Origin of the sequence: Microcystis sp. M079S1 (assembly GCF_020246425.1) — a bacterium.
In the GTDB taxonomy this organism is placed as follows: Bacteria; Cyanobacteriota; Cyanobacteriia; order Cyanobacteriales; family Microcystaceae; genus Microcystis; species Microcystis aeruginosa.
Genome location: NZ_JADBSZ010000077.1, coordinates 1 through 20,177, shown reverse-complemented (window position 1 = coordinate 20,177; position 20,177 = coordinate 1). Strand labels below are relative to the sequence as shown.

At 43.7% G+C, this 20,177-nt stretch carries 21 protein-coding genes and 3 pseudogenes; 16 read left to right on the top strand and 8 right to left on the bottom strand.

Translation table 11 applies throughout. The features are described from left to right. Positions 1-7: 7 nt before the first annotated feature. The 4 genes and pseudogenes from IM456_RS05075 to IM456_RS05060 all read left to right on the top strand — a co-directional run. Positions 8-285: pseudogene (locus IM456_RS05075) on the top strand (hypothetical protein); the annotation flags it as partial. A 61-nt stretch (positions 286-346) separates the two neighbouring features. Then, positions 347-1,186 (top strand): Rpn family recombination-promoting nuclease/putative transposase, encoded by an 840-nt coding sequence (locus IM456_RS05070; RefSeq protein WP_287705221.1) that lies wholly within the window; start codon positions 347-349, stop codon positions 1,184-1,186. Positions 1,187-1,258: 72 nt separating this feature from the next. Beyond that, positions 1,259-2,731, top strand: a complete 1,473-nt coding sequence (locus tag IM456_RS05065; protein WP_149987805.1) for a BCD family MFS transporter — start codon at positions 1,259-1,261, stop codon at positions 2,729-2,731. A 114-nt stretch (positions 2,732-2,845) separates the two neighbouring features. After that, positions 2,846-3,283 (top strand): pentapeptide repeat-containing protein, encoded by a 438-nt coding sequence (locus IM456_RS05060; protein ID WP_149987804.1) that lies wholly within the window; start codon positions 2,846-2,848, stop codon positions 3,281-3,283. A gap of 387 nt (positions 3,284-3,670) precedes the next feature. On the opposite strand, the gene IM456_RS05055 is transcribed toward IM456_RS05060, so the two are convergent. Then, positions 3,671-4,573 (bottom strand): hypothetical protein, encoded by a 903-nt coding sequence (locus tag IM456_RS05055; protein ID WP_149987803.1) that lies wholly within the window; start codon positions 4,571-4,573, stop codon positions 3,671-3,673. 12 nt (positions 4,574-4,585) lie between these two features. Here IM456_RS05055 and IM456_RS05050 point away from each other — a divergent pair, with 12 nt between their 5' ends. Continuing rightward, a complete protein-coding gene (locus tag IM456_RS05050; protein ID WP_287693342.1) occupies positions 4,586-4,978 on the top strand; it encodes a hypothetical protein in 393 nt (130 codons plus the stop codon). Positions 4,979-5,150: 172 nt separating this feature from the next. On the opposite strand, the gene IM456_RS05045 is transcribed toward IM456_RS05050, so the two are convergent. Then, a complete protein-coding gene (locus IM456_RS05045) occupies positions 5,151-5,924 on the bottom strand; it encodes an all3515 family Zur-repressed PEP-CTERM protein (RefSeq protein WP_253881362.1) in 774 nt (257 codons plus the stop codon). 239 nt (positions 5,925-6,163) lie between these two features. Beyond that, the gene (locus tag IM456_RS05040; protein ID WP_149987801.1) at positions 6,164-6,439 is read right to left on the bottom strand and encodes a hypothetical protein; all 276 of its coding nucleotides are present in this window, start codon (positions 6,437-6,439) and stop codon (positions 6,164-6,166) included. A 161-nt stretch (positions 6,440-6,600) separates the two neighbouring features. Here IM456_RS05040 and IM456_RS05035 point away from each other — a divergent pair, with 161 nt between their 5' ends. Continuing rightward, complete coding sequence (locus tag IM456_RS05035; RefSeq protein ID WP_149987800.1) at positions 6,601-7,140, top strand: hypothetical protein; 540 nt, start codon at positions 6,601-6,603, stop codon at positions 7,138-7,140. 25 nt (positions 7,141-7,165) lie between these two features. On the opposite strand, the gene IM456_RS05030 is transcribed toward IM456_RS05035, so the two are convergent. Next, positions 7,166-7,531, bottom strand: coding sequence for a hypothetical protein (locus IM456_RS05030; RefSeq protein ID WP_149987808.1), 366 nt, complete (start codon positions 7,529-7,531; stop codon positions 7,166-7,168). Between the two features lie 220 nt (positions 7,532-7,751). Between IM456_RS05030 and IM456_RS05025 the strand changes: the two genes are divergently transcribed. The 7 genes and pseudogenes from IM456_RS05025 to IM456_RS04995 form a co-directional block, all read left to right on the top strand. Next, positions 7,752-8,003: a DUF2283 domain-containing protein gene (locus IM456_RS05025; RefSeq protein ID WP_149987799.1), complete on the top strand. Its 252-nt coding sequence runs from the start codon at positions 7,752-7,754 to the stop codon at positions 8,001-8,003. Positions 8,004-8,069: 66 nt separating this feature from the next. After that, entirely contained in the window at positions 8,070-8,294 is a 225-nt protein-coding gene (locus IM456_RS05020; RefSeq protein WP_012267820.1) for an AbrB/MazE/SpoVT family DNA-binding domain-containing protein, read from the top strand. A gap of 4 nt (positions 8,295-8,298) precedes the next feature. Continuing rightward, the gene (locus IM456_RS05015; protein ID WP_287693341.1) at positions 8,299-8,706 is read left to right on the top strand and encodes a type II toxin-antitoxin system death-on-curing family toxin; all 408 of its coding nucleotides are present in this window, start codon (positions 8,299-8,301) and stop codon (positions 8,704-8,706) included. A gap of 320 nt (positions 8,707-9,026) precedes the next feature. Further along, positions 9,027-12,161 (top strand): CHAT domain-containing protein, encoded by a 3,135-nt coding sequence (locus IM456_RS05010; RefSeq protein ID WP_287693340.1) that lies wholly within the window; start codon positions 9,027-9,029, stop codon positions 12,159-12,161. A 402-nt stretch (positions 12,162-12,563) separates the two neighbouring features. Continuing rightward, positions 12,564-12,824 carry a hypothetical protein gene (locus IM456_RS05005; protein WP_149987797.1) on the top strand — a complete coding sequence of 87 codons (261 nt, stop codon included), beginning with the start codon at positions 12,564-12,566 and terminating at the stop codon, positions 12,822-12,824. Beyond that, positions 12,814-13,263 carry an HNH endonuclease gene (locus IM456_RS05000; RefSeq protein WP_149987796.1) on the top strand — a complete coding sequence of 150 codons (450 nt, stop codon included), beginning with the start codon at positions 12,814-12,816 and terminating at the stop codon, positions 13,261-13,263. Before IM456_RS05005 ends, IM456_RS05000 begins: the two co-directional genes overlap by 11 nt. Before the next feature lie 27 nt (positions 13,264-13,290). Next, positions 13,291-13,569, top strand: a pseudogene (locus IM456_RS04995) (CHAT domain-containing protein); the annotation flags it as partial. 260 nt (positions 13,570-13,829) lie between these two features. On the opposite strand, the gene mnmG reads toward IM456_RS04995, so the two are convergent. Further along, a complete protein-coding gene (gene mnmG / locus IM456_RS04990; RefSeq protein ID WP_287693339.1) occupies positions 13,830-15,737 on the bottom strand; it encodes a tRNA uridine-5-carboxymethylaminomethyl(34) synthesis enzyme MnmG in 1,908 nt (635 codons plus the stop codon). Positions 15,738-15,969: 232 nt separating this feature from the next. Here mnmG and IM456_RS04985 point away from each other — a divergent pair, with 232 nt between their 5' ends. Together IM456_RS04985 and cydB are read left to right on the top strand one after the other, a co-directional pair. Further along, the gene (locus IM456_RS04985; protein ID WP_106909654.1) at positions 15,970-17,397 is read left to right on the top strand and encodes a cytochrome ubiquinol oxidase subunit I; all 1,428 of its coding nucleotides are present in this window, start codon (positions 15,970-15,972) and stop codon (positions 17,395-17,397) included. Between the two features lie 8 nt (positions 17,398-17,405). After that, positions 17,406-18,419: a cytochrome d ubiquinol oxidase subunit II gene (cydB, locus tag IM456_RS04980; protein ID WP_002753098.1), complete on the top strand. Its 1,014-nt coding sequence runs from the start codon at positions 17,406-17,408 to the stop codon at positions 18,417-18,419. Between the two features lie 82 nt (positions 18,420-18,501). On the opposite strand, the gene IM456_RS04975 is transcribed toward cydB, so the two are convergent. Together IM456_RS04975 and IM456_RS04970 are read right to left on the bottom strand one after the other, a co-directional pair. Beyond that, positions 18,502-18,996 (bottom strand): phosphoribosyltransferase, encoded by a 495-nt coding sequence (locus tag IM456_RS04975; RefSeq protein WP_043998939.1) that lies wholly within the window; start codon positions 18,994-18,996, stop codon positions 18,502-18,504. A gap of 22 nt (positions 18,997-19,018) precedes the next feature. Continuing rightward, entirely contained in the window at positions 19,019-19,252 is a 234-nt protein-coding gene (locus IM456_RS04970; protein WP_002771307.1) for a hypothetical protein, read from the bottom strand. 80 nt (positions 19,253-19,332) lie between these two features. On the opposite strand from IM456_RS04970, the gene IM456_RS04965 reads away from it, so the two are divergent. Next, positions 19,333-20,022, top strand: a complete 690-nt coding sequence (locus IM456_RS04965; RefSeq protein ID WP_287693338.1) for a lecithin retinol acyltransferase family protein — start codon at positions 19,333-19,335, stop codon at positions 20,020-20,022. A 22-nt stretch (positions 20,023-20,044) separates the two neighbouring features. On the opposite strand, the pseudogene IM456_RS04960 reads toward IM456_RS04965, so the two are convergent. Then, a pseudogene (locus tag IM456_RS04960) lies at positions 20,045-20,177 on the bottom strand (RNA-guided endonuclease TnpB family protein); the annotation flags it as partial.

The following is a 20,177-nucleotide window of genomic DNA, read 5'->3' as shown; positions in this document are numbered from 1 at the left end:
TTTAACCATGGCTACCAGCGATATTCCCGATTCTACTCACTCATCCCCAAAACCCCTGCCAAAACTGGGACTTTTCACCATGTTTCGCTTAGGACTCTTTCAAATGGGACTAGGTAAGCTAAACGGCTTTTACTTCGGATCACCGATATAGACTCCAAAAGGGTTATAGCTATTGGATCATGCAGGTTAAGCGCCGTTTAGCTTATTATGTCCCTGCTGACTTTGGGGGTTCTCAATCGGATTATGATCGATGAGTTAAAAGCCCCGATGGGTTACGCTACCGCTAACCCATCCTACAAATGATTGTGCCTCCCTACTTAAATATCTCATTGATTAGAATCAAGAAATGTATGATAATGTCTGTAAATTTCTCGCCGAAAATTATAGTCGTGACTTCGCCCAATGGTTATTAGGAGAACCTCTCTCCTTCACCCAATTGAGTCCCTCGGAACTGTCTCTAGAACCGATTCGGGCTGATGCCCTGATTTTGTTAGAATCAGATCAGATAATTCTTCATCTCGAATTCCAGACCGATCCTGACCCAAAAATGTCCTTTCGGATGTTAGATTATCGCACTAGAGTCTATCGTCGCTTCCCCAAAAAAACCATGCGACAAGTGGTAATTTACCTGAAAGAAACCTCATCACCTTTGGTGCAGGAAAACGCTTTTATCCTTCCCAATACCCGTCATGAATACGAAGTGCTTCGTCTTTGGGAAATTCCAGCCGAGAAAATGTTAGGATTATCAGGATTGTTACCCTTGGCCAATCTAGGAAAAACCCCTAATCGTCCCGAAATTCTACGACAAGTAGCCGCAAAAATTGATAATATCGAGGGTAGAACTGAAAAAAGCAATTTAGCCGCCGCTACAGCAATTCTGGCGGGGTTAGTATTAAGTAAGGAAATCATCGGAAGTTTATTAAGGGAAGAAATTATGCGCGAATCAGTTATTTATCAGGATATCCGGGAAAGTGGAAAAGCACAAGGAAGAGAGGAAGGAAGACGAGAAGAAGCGGTTTCTTTGATTCTACGGCTACTTAACCGTCGTTTAGGTGAAATATCCTCGACTTTAAGCCAACAAATCCGAGAACTATCTCTAGAACAATTAGAAACTTTAGGAGAAGCGCTGCTCGATTTTACCAGCTTGACAGATCTGACCACTTGGTTATTGGAGATAGAAATTTAAATCCCCAGAAGATGTCTGCTCGTCCTGCGTTAAATTTTTAAATACCGGCTTTTTTCCCGTATTGATTTAACTATGGCTACCAGCGATATTCCCGATTCTACTCACTCATCCCCAAAACCCCTGCCAAAACTGGGACTTTTCACCATGTTTCGCTTAGGACTCTTTCAAATGGGACTAGGTATTATGTCTCTGCTGACTTTGGGGGTTCTCAATCGGATTATGATCGATGAGTTAAAAGTTTTACCCTTTCTCGCCGCAGCTGCGATCGCTATGCACCAGTTTGTTAGTCCAGCACGCATCTGGTTTGGGCAAAGATCCGACGGTAAAACTATTTTCGGTCATCATCGCAGCGGTTATGTCTGGATTGGGGCGGCAGTTTTTACCGCTTTAGCTTTTATTGCTTTGCAGGTAGTCTGGCAATTGGGACTTAGTATTCAAACTTCGGGATGGAATACCATTTCCTACGCCTGGATTGCCCTCTTAGCCCTAATTTTCGCCCTCTACGGACTAGCTTTAAGTGCCAGTTCCACCCCTTTTGCTGCCCTCTTGGTGGATGTGTCCGATGAAGATAATCGATCGCAATTAGTTGGTATAGTGTGGTCAATGCTGATGGTGGGAATCGTCGTCGGGGCGATCGTTAGTTCTCGTTTGCTGGATACTCCCAATATCTGCGGTACAAATATTTTGACCTATGATCCGACTCAATCAGCCCCTATAGCCAATATTCCGCAACTACAGGCGAATATTAACCCCGTGTTCACGATTATGCCCGCTATCGTTTTCGGTCTCTGTATTTTAGCGACTTTTGGCGTAGAAAAAAAATATTCTCGTTTTAGTAGTCGGTCCACTCTTGTGCAAAGAGAGGATCAAATTACCTTTAAGGATGCGTTACAGGTTCTCACCGCTAGTCGGCAAACCGGTTTATTTTTCACTTTCCTGCTGATGATGACTTTGAGTTTATTTATGCAGGATGCAATTATGGAACCCTTTGGCGGCGAGGTTTTTGGGATGTGTATCGCCCAAACCACCCAATTAAACGCTTTTTGGGGAACCGGAACCCTTTTTGGTATTGCCGCCACGGGATTTATGCTCATTCCCCGCGTCGGTAAACAAAAAACCACTAAATATGGCTGTATTTTTGCAACAATTTGTTTTATTCTCTTGATTTTTGCCGGCTTTTCTGCTAATCAAAGTTTATTAAAATCAAGCTTGCTCTTTTTCGGTTTAGCTTCGGGAATGATTACCGCCGGGGCTACCAGTTTAATGTTAGATTTAACCGCTGCCGAAACCGCGGGAACTTTTATCGGCGCTTGGGGATTATCACAAGCGATCGCACGGGGATTAGCCACGGTTTTAGGGGGTACGATTTTAAATATCGGTAAAGTTGTCTTTTCTAGTCCGGTTTTAGCCTATGGCTTAGTTTTCCTCGTGCAAGCATTGGGAATGATCCTAGCAGTTTGGTTATTAAGTCGCGTCGATGTCAAGGAATTTAAGGAAAATGCCCGAGCAGCGATCGCAACGGTAATGAAAGGAGAGATCGACTAGCAAAAGCAAGCAAAAGTGAGATAACAGGAGAATTAGCCCGATCGGGGGAAGTTGATTAGCAGCTTTTTTCCTATCCTAAAAGTAGAGAAGAAAACGAAAGAGGAGGCTAAAACGATGAAAAGGACTTTAATGATTGCCCTAGGTTCCCTAGCCTCCTTACTGCTGATTAACCCCGTCGGTGCGGAAAATCCCCGACAGGTGCAACAATTATTGAATACGCGGGAATGTCCGGGCTGTGATCTCCGCGGTGCCGATTTAAGAGGGGCGCATCTAATCGGTGCTGATTTGAGAAAAGCGAATTTACAGGGAGCTAATCTGGAAGAAGCTAACTTAGAGGGCGCAGATTTGACGGATGCTAACCTGGAAGGCGCAAATTTAACCGCAGCTTTTCTGACTAATGCCAGTTTCAATCAAGCTGATCTCGATGGAGTCAATTTCACCAGCGCCGTGATTTATGATGCCGATGTGACAGGTGCATCGATGGAGAGAATTAACTTGACAAATGCTCAGATTTATGGCACTGGCATCGCTGTCGGTGGTGGCAATCCCTAGATAGGGCGGGCTGAATGAATCTAAAAACCTGGCGTTGTCAAATTGAAAGATGCTCCGAATCAGCACCGGAACTGAAATTACTTTGATAGGAAAGATTACATGGCATCTTGACAATTAGTGTTTAATGAACGAATAGTGCCGATAGTTGGGCTTAAGTGGGGAACAAGAGTCGCTCGATTTAGCAGTGGAATTAGCCCTACAATCGGCGTAGGGCTAATTCATGAATTAGCCCTACAATCGGCGTTGTCAAATGGAAAGATGCTCCGAATCAGCACCGGAGCATTGCATCTTTCCTCTTCTGATCTGACAACGCCGAAAACCTTGTGGGGTGCGACTTTTAGACTTTTTTTATTAACGATCGCTTTTGATAATTTCCCCGATTGACTCTCATCGGGATTTTGGGACATCCGGCGCGAGAATCATCAATTGTCCCTCCTTATCCTCGCGAATGGCTAGAATCGCCGGACGTTCATTTTCTGCCGACTGAGGAGATAACCCGCGAAAAACATAGATCCAATTGTTATTTTGGATTAATAACCGCCAAACTCGCGGGGGATTGACTTTACTATCATTCGTTTCTTTTCCCCGCAGCTCTTCGAGTAATTTGGTCTCACCGATAATTCGATAACCCTTAAAAGAAGGATCGGTAAAAACATCATCAGGATTGCGACCGATCGCTATCTGTTTTTCTGGTAAAACTAAAGTGATAACTGGTAAGGTAGAACTATCATTAATTGCATCGCGACGGGCATCGATCGATCCCTGAATTCGAGCTAACCAAAAAAGAATAATTAATAGCCAAATAACAGCGATCAAATCTTTTCGGAGAGATTCGGGAATTCCCCGGACTAATAAACCTAGAGGGTGAAATTTTTGATGAAATTTACGTTTAGATTGACTGACAATTGAATAGGATGGCAGGGGAGACAAAATCCAGAGGGTAAATTGAATCGCAAAGGCAACGGCAACCAGTGCCAGAAACGTTCGCAGAAACGCCCCGAAATCGCCACAGAAGACCTGTATCGGCACGAAAAGGAAGGAACGCAAGGGCAAGTCCAGACGGTTAATCTCAAGGCTAAACCAGCCGAAATAGGCCCACCGATAAATCCATCCCGTAAAATAGAGAAAAATCCCCAGCAAACCGAGAAGACTGGCGAAGGTTCCTAGTATCTGTGTTCCGGGAGGGGGAGAATTCGGAGCGCTCACGGCAAAATGTCCCTGATTGGCGTTTTCGATCGCTATCCTACTCGATCGACCGGGTTCTATCGCCAGTTCTTTGTATTTTATCAAGGAGAATAACCCATGTCGATCGACGATCCCCGACAAGTTCGTTTTTTAATTGAGAAAATGGAAGCGAGTTTACCAATCCCTGTGCGTGCAACTCCCGAAACGTTAAAACTAGCCGAAACAAAAGGCGAGCGATACAAACCCGATCACCAGTTTTCGATCGATAAAATTTTCTACACTGGAGACGAGGGGGGAATTATTTGTTCCCTAAAAAATGAATTGGGAAAACAAACGGGTCTTATATGTTCTTTAACCCATCTACGCATCGATAACGATCATCCGTTAGCGGCGGATATTCAATCCTACCAGAAAAAGCGATCGATGCGGATCGCACTACAGGATGGCAAAACTGGAAAAGCCCTCCGTATTGCCAAACAAAACCGCCCGAACAAAGGTTTCGGAAAGTAAAAATATATTGACAAAAACCGCAGGTTGGGTTAGGAGTAGCGCTAACCCACCGAATCGAATTATATTCGGGGAATAGGAATTTGATTAGTTGTCTCCCTGGGATGTTATTCCTACGCAGGTTCCCTACAATGGTAGGTCGTTAGATTAGAAAAGTCCTAACATTTTGGACGGATTATCGGCTATTTTTCTTTTTTTGCCTTTTTACTCCGCCGAGAAGACCGAGCGAACCCAAGAGAACGATTCCGGGCAAGGTAGAGGATTCGGGAACCGGTTGGAAATCGAGGCTAAAGGTTCCCGATGGTAATAGCGGGGTACGACCGTTTGCGGTATTCGTATCCACGAAGCGAAAGGTAGCGGAATAGGTTCCTAACGGCGCATTCCCATCTGTTGAAAACACGGGAGTGAAAGCGAACCAATCTCCTTGCCCGATAACATAAGTATCGTTGACCGCGTTAAACAAATTTATTCCCGAAGCGTCCGTTACCGTCAAACCGGGCGTGATATCGATTAATTGTAGGGCGATCGTCGCCTCGTCTCCCAACAAGTCCTTCCAGCGACCGTTTCCCGTATTATAAATTGCGTTCACGTAAGGATCGGCGAGATCGTCGGTTAAATGGGCGACCGGACGTATTTTCAAATCCGAATACATCTGAGCGTCCGTTTTCTGGCTAATATTCTTTCCCGCAAAAACGCCGCTACCCGGAAACAGGGGGATCGGGGGTAGGTCGAACCGTGTTTCGGGCAATCGGTTATTGGTACTGGTCTCTACCACTGTCGGATTCGTTGCCTCCCCCGTGTAACTATAAATACCGATGGCGTGGAAATGACTGATCTCGACGGGTTCATGTTGATGTGGGAACAGAAGCGATAGTCTCCCGTAGTTCGGATTGGCCAGAGCTTTATAAGTCCCGCCGGCTAGAGTCGGGAGTCCGTCTATCCCGACCATAATATGATGATGACTACTATGGGATTGGGCGAGGCTCGCGGTCGAACCAAGAAAGACGGCGGAAATCGAGACGAAAAAGGCATTTAAAACCTTATTAGTCAAAATAAACATATATTTTGTCATAGATTTTGTTCTGCCCATTGTAATAAAGATTTTTCTGGAATTCAACAGACAGCGTGTCGTAGACAGGTGTCGCGTCTCTCCATAACCGCATGAGTATCTAAAACTGCTTTTAACACTTAAATATCCTCTGCCGTAAAATCTCCCCACGCTTCTCGTCGGGTTTTATCGATATCTTCAGCCGAGGGAGCCTGTCCTAAATCGGCGCATATACCCCATAAAGAGGGACGGGGTTGATTAACTTCTGCCGATTCCGATGCCATTTCTGCGGTAATTTTTTCGATCAGTTGCCGTTTCTCGATTGCGGATAATTTTTCCGTCCACCGCATTAGCTCTTGTAGAGTCATATTTCTATCGTCCACCGCATAAAGGAGTAGCTTTATAAGTTTTAACATAAGGAGAAGATAAAGCGCTTCCCCTTTGACAATCCCGACGCTAAAATATGGAAAAAACCCTCTAGAAAAAACCCTAGGTTGGGTTACTGTTACTCCTAACCCACCGCATCCAAGATTGAAAACAGAACCAACTAAATCCCGATCATTCAGGCAAGGTAAAGATGAAAAAACTCTACCCAATAATAACCGCAACTAGCCTAGTTTTTATCGCCTCTCTTGCTGGCTATCATCTACCAGCCACCGGCGATCGATCTCCCGTCAAGAAAATCCCCGTATTCATACCAGATGATACGAAAGTATCTTTAAAAAATGGCACTTCTCTATCTGGGAGATTAATCAAGTTCGATTCCCAAGCAAAAACGATCGCTTTAGGGAGAGATTCAAAAACAAAAGAAGTGGCAATGAAAGAGATCAAACAGATAGAGTTTCAAGGGAAGGTTATTATCAAAAGCGGAAGGCTTGTTATTCGTGGGGAAGGGGGATCAAGCAATCAAAACCAGAATAGACAACGCTGGCAGGAACCCCTACAGAACTTCAAAATTATTGATGTTAATCAAGGAAAAGCGGAAGTAACTATAACCTCGCTAGATCCTCTAGAAATAAGAGGTATCGAGGGGGTGGCGAGTAAGAGTTCCTACGTTGTCGAGGAAATTAAATTTAACCCCTCGGACAAAATTGAGATTCAAGTAAACCCGCATTAAAATTCACCAAGGAGAGGTCAATTATTTAGGTAATTAAGGAAGACTTTAAATGGGAAAATTGGCTGATGTATTGTTCGATCATTTTTGGTGATATTGGATCGTTTAATGTCGGGTTAGCGAGGTAAAAAATGATGTCATTGATGAGATTTTCCTCATCTGTTTTATATGCGATATCTTCTCTGCATTCGATGGCATCAGCCCAGTTTTCTAAGTCGGGGGCAGATAGAGCGTTATTAAGATAGCGATCGAGAATATCGATCAGATGCTCTTTTTTTAGGGTGATAATTGCTTCGCTACTGTCCCAAGGAAAGGTTTTTAGGATAGGGAGGATAGTTGATAGGGGTTGGTCAAAGTTGACTAGGGCGTTGAGGTATTCTTGTCTAGTTTTCATGGGTATTTTTGTTTGATGTGAACAATATAAGTAGCTGGTTATAATTAAATTAAAAATGGATTTTAGGTTCGATCCCCCCTGCCCCCCTTGATAAGGGGGGTGCCGGTCCCCCCTGCTCCCCTTGATAAGGGGGGTTTCTGATAATTTTTAACGCCTACCTACTTAGTAATTATAATCTTTTAGTAACTGTCCATTTTGAACGCCGATTAAAGGGGAAACTATGAAAATAGACTATGATCGAGCCGCTAATGCTGCTTATATTCGTCGTTTTGAGGGAAAGGTTATTGATTCTGAGGAACTAGCGCCGGGGATTATCTATGATTACGATGAGACGGATAGGATTGTAGGGATTGAGATTTTAGCAGTCAAACAGAGAACGGCCGAACAATTCAAAAATATTGATTTTCCGTTGGAAGAGAGTGAAAAACAAGAGATTAGACAATGGTTCGGAAAGTTAATACTAAATTGTTAAGTGATGTGAGAAATTCAGGAAATATGGGAGGTGCTATAATTGATATATTTACTCAGTCAAAAAACGATGATTAAGTTAAAAGTCACAACGGTAGGGAACTCTATGGGGGTGATTTTCCCGAAAGAGTTGGTGGAGAAGCTGCGCCTTAGTAAAGGCGATATGCTCTACGTCTTGGAAACGCCGAATGGCTTTGAGCTTACACCCTACGACCCCGAATTTGTCCAGCAAATGGAAGTGGCGGAGGAAGTGATGCGCGAAGACTGGAATGTTTTGAGAAAGCTGGCAACTTAGGCTCATGAACCAGCTAATCTGGATAGCTGATGGGGTAGCTCTCGCGATTCATCACCGCCAAATAGCCGAGCATGGTGGATTAGAGGGTATTCGAGATGAGGGGTTGCTAGAAAGCGCACTTTCCCGACCGCAAAATCTTCTGGCTTATTCTGAGTCGCCTCCTGACATGGCTTCTTTGGCAGCAGCCTACGCTTATGGGATTGTCAAGAATCATCCTTTTGTAGATGGGAATAAGAGAACGGCCTATGTAGTGACGAGGACTTTTCTCAGGCTCAATGGCTACGATCTTCAAGCTTCTAGTCAAGAAAAATACCAGATATGGATCGATCTTGCTGTTGGTAAGCTTTCAGAGGAAGAATTAGCTGATTGGATTAGGAAACGTTTATTAAAGATTCCTCTAATGTCGGGTTAGCGAGGGGAAAAATCATGTCATTGATCAGATCTTCGTACTTAAATAGGACTGTTATCGCATTAAATTTAACAAGGGAGTTGAATATGATTACCTTTGAAAACGCGCTGGAGTTGGTTAGTCAATTACCAAGGGAACAGCAAGAGATGTTAATCGAGTCAGGGGAGAATATCAGGAATTGAGAGCTTGTTCCTGTAGTTATGATTGCCGCATCATTTTCTATTTAGAACGAGACGAAAAAACTTAAACAGATAGGATAGTTTTGATTAACATTGGAACTCATGATGAGGTGTATTAACTAATAACTGATAGCGGAAATAACTATGAATCCCAAATTTTACGCCTTACTTACCCTTTCCCTAGTGGCTACCGTCACCCTACCAGTTGTTAACGGGAAACTCTCCTCTCTCGTCCCTGCGGTAATAGCGCAAAATACGGATGCGAGGAAAGCCGAAGCGGATCAACTTTTGCAATTATGTCGCCAGAATCTTGATAATAATCAAGTAAAATTGGCGATTCAATCCTGTCAACAGGCGGTGATAGCCTACCGGCAAATTAAAGACCTTTCAGGGGAAGCTAAATCTACCGTTAATTTAGGCAATGCCTATTTTAACGACGGTCAATACCGTCAAGCTATTTCTGTTTTAGAAAATGCGGTTAAAATAGCACAAGAGTCAAAAGAACGTCGTCTAGAAGCCCTCGCCTTTTTAAATCTCGGTGGGGCTTACTATGAGTTAGGAGAATTTAAGGAGAGCATAGAATTTTTTCAGCAGACTTTAATAATCGCAAAAGAAATTAAGGATGCTGATTTAGAAAAAAGTGCTGAAAAACTCTTAGTATTAATGGAAGCAGAAAAACAGCGAAAAGAAGCGGATAGGCTTTTACAGCAAGGCGTTCAACAATATGAAATAAGTCAGTTTCGAGAAGCCTTGCAATCGTGGGAAAAAGCCTTACAAATTTATCAAGAAATCAAAAATCGCCAAGGAGAAGCCGCTTCTTTAGACAATTTAGGAAGTGCTTATCTTTCCCTCGGACAATATCAAAAAGCGATCGATCTCCACCAAAAGTCTTTAGTCATTAACAGAGAGATAGTTAATCGCCAAGGAGAAGCCAGGGCTTTAAACAATTTAGGAAACGTTTACCAATCCCTCGGACAGTATCAGAAAGCGATCCAGTTCTATCAACAGTCTTTAGGCATCGCGAGGGATGTTGACTTTCGCCAGGAGGAAGCCGCTTCTTTAGGCAATTTAGGAAACGCTTACCAATCGCGTGGAGAGTATCAAACAGCGATCAATTACCACCAGCAGTCTTTAGCCATCACGAGGGAGTTAGATGATCGTTCTGGGGAAGCCAAGGCTTTAAACAATTTAGGAGTTGATTACCGCTTACTAGGACAGTACCAAAAAGCTATCAATTACCACCAGCAGTCTTTAGAAATCGCTGAGAAAATCGGCGATCTAAAAGTGCAAGCCGATTCTTTAGGCAATTTAGGAAACGTTTACCAATCCCTCGGACAATACCAAAAAGCGATCGATTACCACCAGCAGTCTTTAGAAATCGCTGAGAAAATCGGCGATCAAGGAAGTAAAGCCAGATCTTTAGGCAATTTAGGAAACGCTTACCAATCGCGTGGAGAGTATCAAAAAGCGATCGATCTCTACGAAAAGTCTTTAGTCATCACGAGGGACATAGGCCTTCGGCAAGAGGAAGGGTCTTTTTTAAACAATTTAGGAGTTGCTCACTACTTCCTCGGAGAGTACGAAAAAGCGATCGATTACCTTAAACAGACTTTAGACATTGCGAAGAAAATAGGCGATCTAAAAGGGGAAGCCGATTCTTTAGGCAATTTAGGAAGTGCTTATCTTTCCCTCGGACAGTATCAAAAGGCGATCGATTACCATCAAGAGAATCGAGCCATAGCGAGGAAAATCGGCGATCTACAAGGGGAAGCTAATTCTTTAAATAATTTAGGAGTTGCTTATCAAAAGATAAATCAACCCGCAGAAGCGATCAAGAATTTGGAAGAGTCCCTCAACATTATCCTCAAGATACGGGGAGATATTTCGAGGGAAAATATTGCAGGTCAAAATCGAAAATCGTTTTTAGCCTCTAACGAGAAAACCGTCATCACCCTCGCCACAATCCTCATCCAGCAAAACCAACCAGAAAAAGCCTTTCAATGGCTTAACCTCGCCACTACCGCCGATCTCGCCGATTACAATCGCCTGATCGATGCCAAAGTTGCTGATCCCGATGCACAAAAAGCACTTGATAACTGGAACACCGACAATCAACAACTCGAAGGAATGCGCCGACAACTACAGGATAAATACTCGGAAGAACTAGCAAAAGATATCCGACAATTCGAGGAGAAAGTGTATAAAAATGCGGAAACTATCGGACAGAAATATCCTGAAATTGCTGAACTTTTTGAAAGTAAACCCACTGACATCGCCCAACTCCAGAAAAATATCGCTCCTGATACCCTCGTTATTCAACCCGTTCCCCTCCGCGATGAAGTCGCCCTATTTCTCGTTACCAGAGAAAAATTAATCGTTATTCAGAGCGATGCAAAACGCAATGAATTGAATAAACTCGTCAGCGAATACCGTACCCAATTAGCCGACTATCAAAATGCCGACTACTTCGTTACCGGTAGTAAATTATACGAGATTTTAATCCGTCCCATCGAGTCCCAAATTGCCACCAGTTCCCGAAAAAATATCGCCATCATCGCTACCGGACAACTGCGATATATTCCCTTTGAAACTCTCTATGATAAGAAAAATGACCAAGTTCTCCTAGAAAAATATCCGATTTATTATTTAACTCGCATCTCCACATCTACTCCTCCCGCGACCGAAAGAAAACCCTTACAAGGTCTAGCATTTGCTAACCCTAAACCTACCCAAGAAGAACTTAAAGGCACAGAAATAGAAGCAGATAATATCAGCAAAATCTTTCCGGGAAGTGAAAAATATCTCGGTACAAACGCAACCTTAGATATATTCAAAAAACAAGCCTTTCGGTTCTCGATTTTACACTTAGGAACTCATGGATGCTTTAATCTTGCTGGCTGTCCTAATTTGGATATGCAAGCTAATACTATTCTTTTCGCCAATAATCAACAATATAACATCGCTGATGCCGCATTATTAGGCTTAAAAAATACCGAATTAATCACCCTGAGTGCCTGTCAAACCGCCAAGGAAGCCAACGCAGACGGCCAGGAAATTTCAGGACTTGCTTACGTCTTAGAAAGAGCCGGTGCTAAATCAGTAATTGCCAGTCTTTGGAGTGCTGAAGATAATACCAGTGCGGAAATTATGACCCAATTTTATCAAAATCTCAAGAATGGCATGACTAAAAGTGAAGCCATGCAAAAGGCCAAATTGAGTCAAATTAAAAGCCATCCTTTCTTTTGGTCGCCCTTTATTTTGATTGGGGCTGCTAATTAGGGTTTGCTGAAAAAGTACGGGCGAAGCATTCGGATAGAAAATCTACGGTTTCACCGATAGGTTATTGCCCGAATGCTTCGCCCCTACAGGACACGGGCCGATGAAGACGCAAGGTTTTGAACGACGATTCTCTCAAAATCTTGCACCTGTTTCGCCAGAAAAGCCACAAAACCCTTACCTTGCCTACATTTCACATTTATTCAGCAAACCCTAATTAAGCAGCCGATAAGAACTATAGATCGCATTCTTGATAATAATGAACGCGCACTCATGCCTGTGGCTTAAATTCACTAAACAGAACGAGACTGACGATAGTTTTCCAGGGGAAGGCTTTACCCTTGCAATTATCCTCACATACTTCTATAATTTTGGCACAGACATCTATTAGGAGATCGATGAACTATGACTGCTCAAGTCATGACTCCAGTACCAATGATTGAACCCTCTTCTTGGCTTCGCGCTGGAATTACTGTTGAAAAAGTTGAGGGTGTCAATCTGATTAAATTTACTGACGAATTGCATACTCGTCTGGAAGAACTACTAGAAAAGCGGAAAGCTCAACTGTTAACTGCTGCAGAAGAAGCTGAATATGCAGGAATTGCCGAATTAGAACGAATTTTAACTTTCATTAACGCTAAATTGATCGCCAATCGTGACAATTAATGAACCTACTCGGCAATTAGTTCGGCGAAGAGCAAATTACTTGTGCGAATATTGTCATTCTCCAGAACAGTCCAGTTCAGATATATTTACAATCGATCATCTGCTTCCCAGATCCTTGGGCGGTTCCGATGCCCCTGATAACTTGGCTTTGGCTTGTCGCCGTTGCAATGAGCGCCGCTATAATTTTACCACTGGAATTGATCCTCAGACTGGAGAAGAAGTTGCTATATTTAATCCTCGTTTGCAGTTGTGGAACGATCACTTTATTTGGATAAATAGGGGATTGATAATTATTGGAACAACGCCTACAGGTAGGGCAACTTGTGTGCGGCTAGATTTAAATGATCAGTTTCACAATCAAGGATTCATCCAGGAATCTAGGCAGTTATGGATAAAAGGAGGTTGGCATCCTCCCCAAGAAGATCTTTGCTTAAAATAGGCGCAATCGCTGGCAATTTAAGTCTAGATTCCCCTCGGTGCTTGTCAAACCGCCAAGGAAGCCAACGCGGACGGCAGAGAAATATCGGGACTGGCTTATGTCTTAGAAAGAGCCAGTGCTAAATCAGTAATTGCCAGTCTTTGGAATGCTGAAGACGAAACCAGTGCGGAAATTATGACGCAATTTTATCAAAATCTCAAGAATGGCATGACCAAAAGTGAAGCCATGCGACAGGCCAAACTGAGTCAAATTAAAAGCCATCCTTATTATTGGTCGCCCTTTATTTTGATTGGGGCTGCTAATTAGGTAGGCGTTAAAAATTATCAGACACCCCCCTTATCAAGGGGGGATTAAGGGGGGATCGGCACCCCCCTTATCAAGGGGGGATTAAGGGGGGATCGGCACCCCCCTTATCAAGGGGAAACTAAGGGGGGATCGGCACCCCCCTTATCAAGGGGGGACTAAGGGGGGATCGAACCTAAAATCCATTTTTAATTTAATTATAACCAGCTACTTAATTAAGCAGCCGATAAGAATTCTCGATCGCTTAAAATCGAGATTATTTCCTAACTTTTAACTCCCGACATCTGCCGCATTTCTAGATACACCAGCAAAGCGTTAACATCTGCGGGATTAACTCCGCCAATTCGCGAGGCTTGGCCGATGGTGGCGGGTTTAATTTTTGTTAATTTTTCCCGGGATTCCATTGACAAAGTTTCAATTTTCATGTAGTCAATATCGGGGGATAAATGACGGTTACTGTGGCGACTAATTTGGTCGATTTGATTTTGTTGTCGTTTCAAATAACCGGAGTATTTAATATCAATTTCTACCCCTTCTCTTTCGGCTAAATTTAAATCGGGATTACCTAAACCATAGCGATAGAGATCGAGATAATGCAAGCTAGGACGACGCAGTAAATCCGCTAAAGAGAGAGAACCTTTAATTTTTTGTTCCGTATCCTGCACGATTTGAATTGCCACGGCATCGCGTTCTTTAATTCTAGTTTCGTGTAGGCGTTCTTTTTCAGCGATAATATTAGCTTGTTTAGTTTGAAATAATTGCCAACGCCGGTCATCAATTAAGCCAATTTCTCGCCCTAAAGGTGTTAATCTTTGATCGGCATTATCCGATCGCAATACTAAGCGATATTCGGAACGACTGGTTAACATTCGATAGGGTTCCCGCAGATCCTTAGTACACAAATCATCGACCAAAGTTCCTAGATAACTTTCCTCCCGGGGAAAAACAATTAACTCTTTTCCTAAAGCAAACCGCGCCGCATTAATCCCCGCCACCAGTCCCTGGGCTGCCGCTTCTTCATAACCGGTTGTCCCGTTAATTTGTCCCGCACAAAATAACCCCTCAATCTTCTTCGTCATCAGGGTTGGATAACACTGAGTTGCTGGTAAATAATCGTATTCCACTGCATAGGCAGCCCGCAACATCACACAGTTTTCTAAACCGGGTAAAGTCCGCAGCATTGCTAATTGAACATTTTCCGGCAGTCCCGTTGAAAAGCCTTGGATATAAAGTTCGGGAATATCGCGCCCTTCCGGTTCGATAAAAATTTGATGACTTTCTTTATCGGCAAAACGGACGATTTTATCCTCAATACTGGGGCAATAACGCGGTCCTTTGGAGTCAATAAAACCGCCATAAATGGGGGATAAATGTAAATTATCTCTGATTAATTGATGAGTTGCCGCCGTGGTGCGGGTGAGATGACAGTTCATTTGTTCTCGTTCGATCCACACCTCTGGATCAAAACTAAACCAACGTACCTCGTCATCGGGCGGTTGCGGTTCCATACGGGAGTAATCCACCGAACGCTTATCCACACGGGCAGGAGTGCCAGTTTTTAGGCGATCGGTCTCGAATCCGAGACGATTTAGGGTTTCTGTTAAACCCACCGCCGCAAATTCGCCCGCGCGTCCAGCGGCCATAGACTTGCCGCCGATCCAGATTTTGCCGCCTAAAAAAGTGCCAGTGGTTAAAATGACGGCTTTAGCGGCGAAACAAGTGCCGAAATAGGTTTCTACCCCTAAAACTTGCTCATTTGCCCCTAAAATCAGGTCTGTGGCCATGCCTTCCCGAATAACCAGATTGGCTTGGGTTTCGACGATACCTTTCATCACCGCCGCGTATTCCCGTTTATCGGTTTGGGCCCGTAGGGCCCAGACTGCCGGCCCGCGAGAGGCATTAAGAACCCGTTTTTGCAGATAGGTGCGGTCGGCCATTTTGCCAATTTCGCCGCCCAAAGCGTCCACTTCATGGGTTAATTGGGATTTAGCCGGACCACCGACGGCGGGGTTACAGGGTTGCCAAGCGATTTTATCGAGATTAAGGGTGAGGAGAAGGGTACGACAACCGAGACGGGCGCAAGCTAGGGCCGCTTCACAGCCGGAATGGCCCGCCCCGACGACGATGACATCAAATTCATCTTGAAAGTCTGCGGCTGAGGAGAAAGTCATACTCGATCGAGGGGAAAATTAATTAATCAGGTTAATATTCTAGCAATTTTTCTGAGTTTTCCCCCCAATATAATACAAGAATACTAACTAAGTCATTGACTAACACCAAAGCGATCGCATAAATCTAAAAACAATCTATATAATTCCTATTTAACCTTGCCTTTTCAGGGCATTACTGGCTAAGTATTATAGGTGCTTATGATATCTTCACGATCGTTTAAAGATTATAATCATGGATTTACTTGCCAATCCCGTTGCTTTGTCGCGGATACAATTCGCCATCACCGCTATTTTCCATATGCTTTGGCCGGTGTTAACCACTGGTATGGGCATTTATCTAGTCATTGTCGAAGGATTATGGCTAAAAACTCGCAATCCTGACTACTATCATCACGCTCGCTTCTGGTCAAAACTCTACATTCTCAATTTCGGCATTGGAGTTGCTTCTGGTTTACCGATGGCTTTTCAGTTTGGCATGAATTGGGCGCCTTTTTCGGAAGCAGTGGGGGACTTTTTCGGAACTATCCTCGGTTTCGAGGGAACCATGGCCTTTATGCTAGAGGCTAGTTTTCTAGGAATTATGTTGTTTGGTTGGGGACGAGTTCCCCCTTTAATTCACTTCCTAGCGACAATTCTCGTCGCTTTCGGGGCTAATCTTTCCACTTTCTGGATTTTAACCGCTAATTCTTGGCTGCAAACCCCCGCCGGTGGCATCTTCGTGGATGGTAAATTTATCGTTCAGGATTACCTACAAGCGATTCTCAATCCCTTCATGGTTAATAGTTTCCTGCATATGTTTTTCGCTACTCTGGAAACTTCTCTTTTCGTCATTGGTGGTATTAGTGCTTGGTATTTGCTCAATAAACGTCACATTAGCTTTTTTAGTCGTTCTCTCAAAATTGTTCTTACTCTAGCGATTGTTATCGCCCCCTTGCAAATTTTTGTCGGTCATCTTAGTGCCGAACAAGTGTATCACTATCAACCGGCTAAATTAGCCGCCATGGAAGCGCAATGGGAAACCATTCCTGCGGGAGAAACTGCCGGTTGGAGTTTGGTTGCTTTACCCAAGGATAAAGCGGAGACAAATAGCTGGGAAGTGAAGATTCCTAATGCTTTGGGTTATCTTTTGGAATTAAAACCCAAGTTATCGGAACCTGTTCTCGGCTTAAAAACGTGGAAATACGAAGACAGACCGCACATGGTGGGGCTAATCTATTATTCCTTCCGGATTATGGTCGCTATCGGTCTTTTTCTCGCGTCTTTAATGGCTGTAACTGTCGGGCAATGGCTGCGCGGTCAATTATCTAACGAAAAAATCGACAGTCAAAAATGGTTACTACGCGCTTGGGTTTTTGCGGCCCCTCTGGGTTATCTTGCGGTTGAAACCGGTTGGATTGTCCGTTGTGTCGGTCGTCAACCCTGGACGGTTTACAATCAAATCCGGACGGTGGATGCTGCTTCTAAACTGCCTGCGGGCGAGATTTTAACCTCTTTAATCGGAATTACGGCGATTTATGTCGTTTTCTTGGTTTCTGCTCTCTATTTCGGTAGTCTTATTATCCGTCAGGGACCAAATCTTAACTTACCACTGCCGGGGACTCAACAGGAAAAAGTGACCTCACCAGAACTAAATCCTCGTTCCCTAGAAGCGCAACAATAGGAGGAACTATGGAACCGTTACAGTATTTTTTGCCGCAAATTTGGTTTTTTATTCTGGGTTTATTCCTGTTTCTCTACGTCCTTCTCGATGGTTTTGACTTGGGGGTGGGAATTCTTTCCCTGACTTCCTCCTCCGAGAAGCGTCGCAGTATTTTAATGACCAGTTTGGGCAATGTTTGGGATGCTAACGAAACTTGGATTGTCTTGATGGGTGGTTCCCTGTTTGGGGCGTTTCCCCTAGCTTACGGGACAATTTTAAACGCTTTATACCTGCCGGCAGTGATTATGGTGGTGGGGCTGTTATTTCGGGCTGTTTCCTTCGAGTTTCGTGAACATTCTCGTCGCAAGTTGTTCTGGAATTATGCCTTCGGACTCGGCAGTTTTTTGGCCGCTTTGGGGCAAGGATTCGCCCTCGGTGCGGTTTTTGAGGGCATTAAAGTGGATGAATTGGGTCATTTTGCCGGCGGCCCCTTTGATTGGTTAACATGGCGATCGATTCTAGTTTCTCTAACTTTAATCCAAGCTTATGTTTTAGTGGGTTCCACTTACCTAATTCTGAAAACTACGGGGAATTTACAGGAAGTTCACTATAAAACGGCAAAAATTGCCGCTATTACCACTTTTATCGGTGCTGTCTTTATCACCATCAGTACGCCGCTGCTTTCTGACCATATCCGTCAGCGTTTATTTGACCCTCGACTAATTTACATCTTTATCCTCATCCCGATTTTAGCTGTGGTCTTACTGGGTTTATTACTGCGGAGTTTGCAACTAAAGGAAGAAAACACCCCCATGGTCTGGACAGTATTGCTGTTTATGCTCTCTTTTATCGGTTTGGGATTGTTGATTTTCCCCGATATTATTCCCCCGTCAGTGACAATTTATCAAGCGGCGGCCGCCCCTAGTTCTTTGGTGTTTATGCTGACTTTTGTGGGTTTTTTAATCCCAATTTTACTAGCTTATACAGTTTATAATTACATCGTTTTTCGGGGTAAAATTACTGCTGAATCCTACGGAGAATAGATGAGGTTGCCGATTTCAGACATGAATCTTCTTTGGTGGTATTTTTAAAGGGAAACTCTCTACCTCTGATGCTAAACTGAATTTATTCTAGGAGGTCTTTGGGTGTAATTAACTCGTAACGCTCGAAGGGTTGATGAATCCAAGGATTATCGGGGTAATATTCCACATAATAGTCAGGTTTGATTCTTGATGCCGCTTTGTACCAGATCACCGCAGTTTTGATATTGGTAATCCCGTATTTTTCCTGTAACAAAATCGAGGTTTTTTGGAGAGTGATTCCCGAATCGACTAAATCATCCACTAATAACAAGGGACTCTTTAATTTGGGTTCGATCATGGCTAAATTCGAGGAAATAGTTAATTCTCCCCGAATTTGATGATTTTGCCCCCCGTAGGAAGCAGCGTAGAGAATGGCTAGGGGTTGACGAAAAAGACGACAGAGAATGTCACCGACGCGCAATCCTCCCTTAGCTAAACAGACAATCTGAGCAAATTGCCAACCAGAATGATCGATTTTTACTGCTAATTTTTCGATCAGACGATGGTATTCATCCCAAGAAACATAGACATCGGCCATATTTTCCATTCCCGATTGAGAATTACTTATTTTCGGCAGGTCGATCACTACTCCAGGCCCACCAAACTCGATCGCATTGACAATGATAGAATTCCTGCCATTTACGTCGAGAATCTTCTCCTAAAACGGGAGCGCGGCGATTGATCCAAACGGCCTGAGCTTCTTTAGCTTTTGCCCCACAGTAAGGACAACAAAAATTGTAGGCGTGAACAGCATTCTCTGTCCAGTCAGGGGGAAAGGGACTAAAAGCATCCATAATCTCTAAAATATAAGAGTAATAACCAGAAAAACTGGGTCAATAGACAATCTCCTTGTTTACTTTATCACTAAAAAAATATGGCTAAAGGGGATCAAATATACGCCTATCGGGAATTGCTCAATCTTCAGGGTGTTTATGCTCATCATGGCATCGATTGCGGTGATGGTAGCGTCATTCATTACCGAAAACCGAGCGAGATTGTCGAACGAACTTCCCTAGAAACCTTTGCTAGGGGCGGTAAAATCTATGTGGTGCGCCATGTAGAGGTGGGATTTTCCTTTATCCCCGATGTGGTGGTAGAAAGGGCGCTAAGTCGTCTGGGGGAGCAGAAATATAATCTTCTTTTTAACAACTGCGAACATTTTGCCACTTGGTGTAAGACTGGTATTAGCAAAAGTCAACAGATAGAAGAATTTATCCCGATTATTACCCATTTACAAGCGGTGGGACTCTACGAACCTCTGAAAAAATCCCTCATCGGAGCCGACCCCAACAATGCCCAAACCCTGTTAACAGGGGCTTTAAGCAATCTTAAGGTGAGTTGGGATGAAATTCACCCCCAGTACAAAAAAGCCATTCAAGAAGCAGAAACATGGAATCGAGTAGCGATCGAAGCTTTAAGCAGAAATCGCGATGATTTAGCCCGGGAAGCTCTGAAACGCAAGGTAGAAGCCAAAAAACAGGCAAAACGCCATCAGGAACAATTGGATCAACTAGCGGCCATGACCGAAAATGTTCTTAAAAGTCTGGTGATTGCTAACGGTTAGTCTGGATTTGACAATCCCCGCTCTAAAGAGACGGGGATTCTTGGTTCACAGAGATTACTTGCTTAGACAGAATTGCTTCTGAAAAAGTAGAGGTATTCTCTCCCCAAGCGTTTATTGGATCGAGCCCAAAGGTTCCGGTATGCCCTACCGTACTT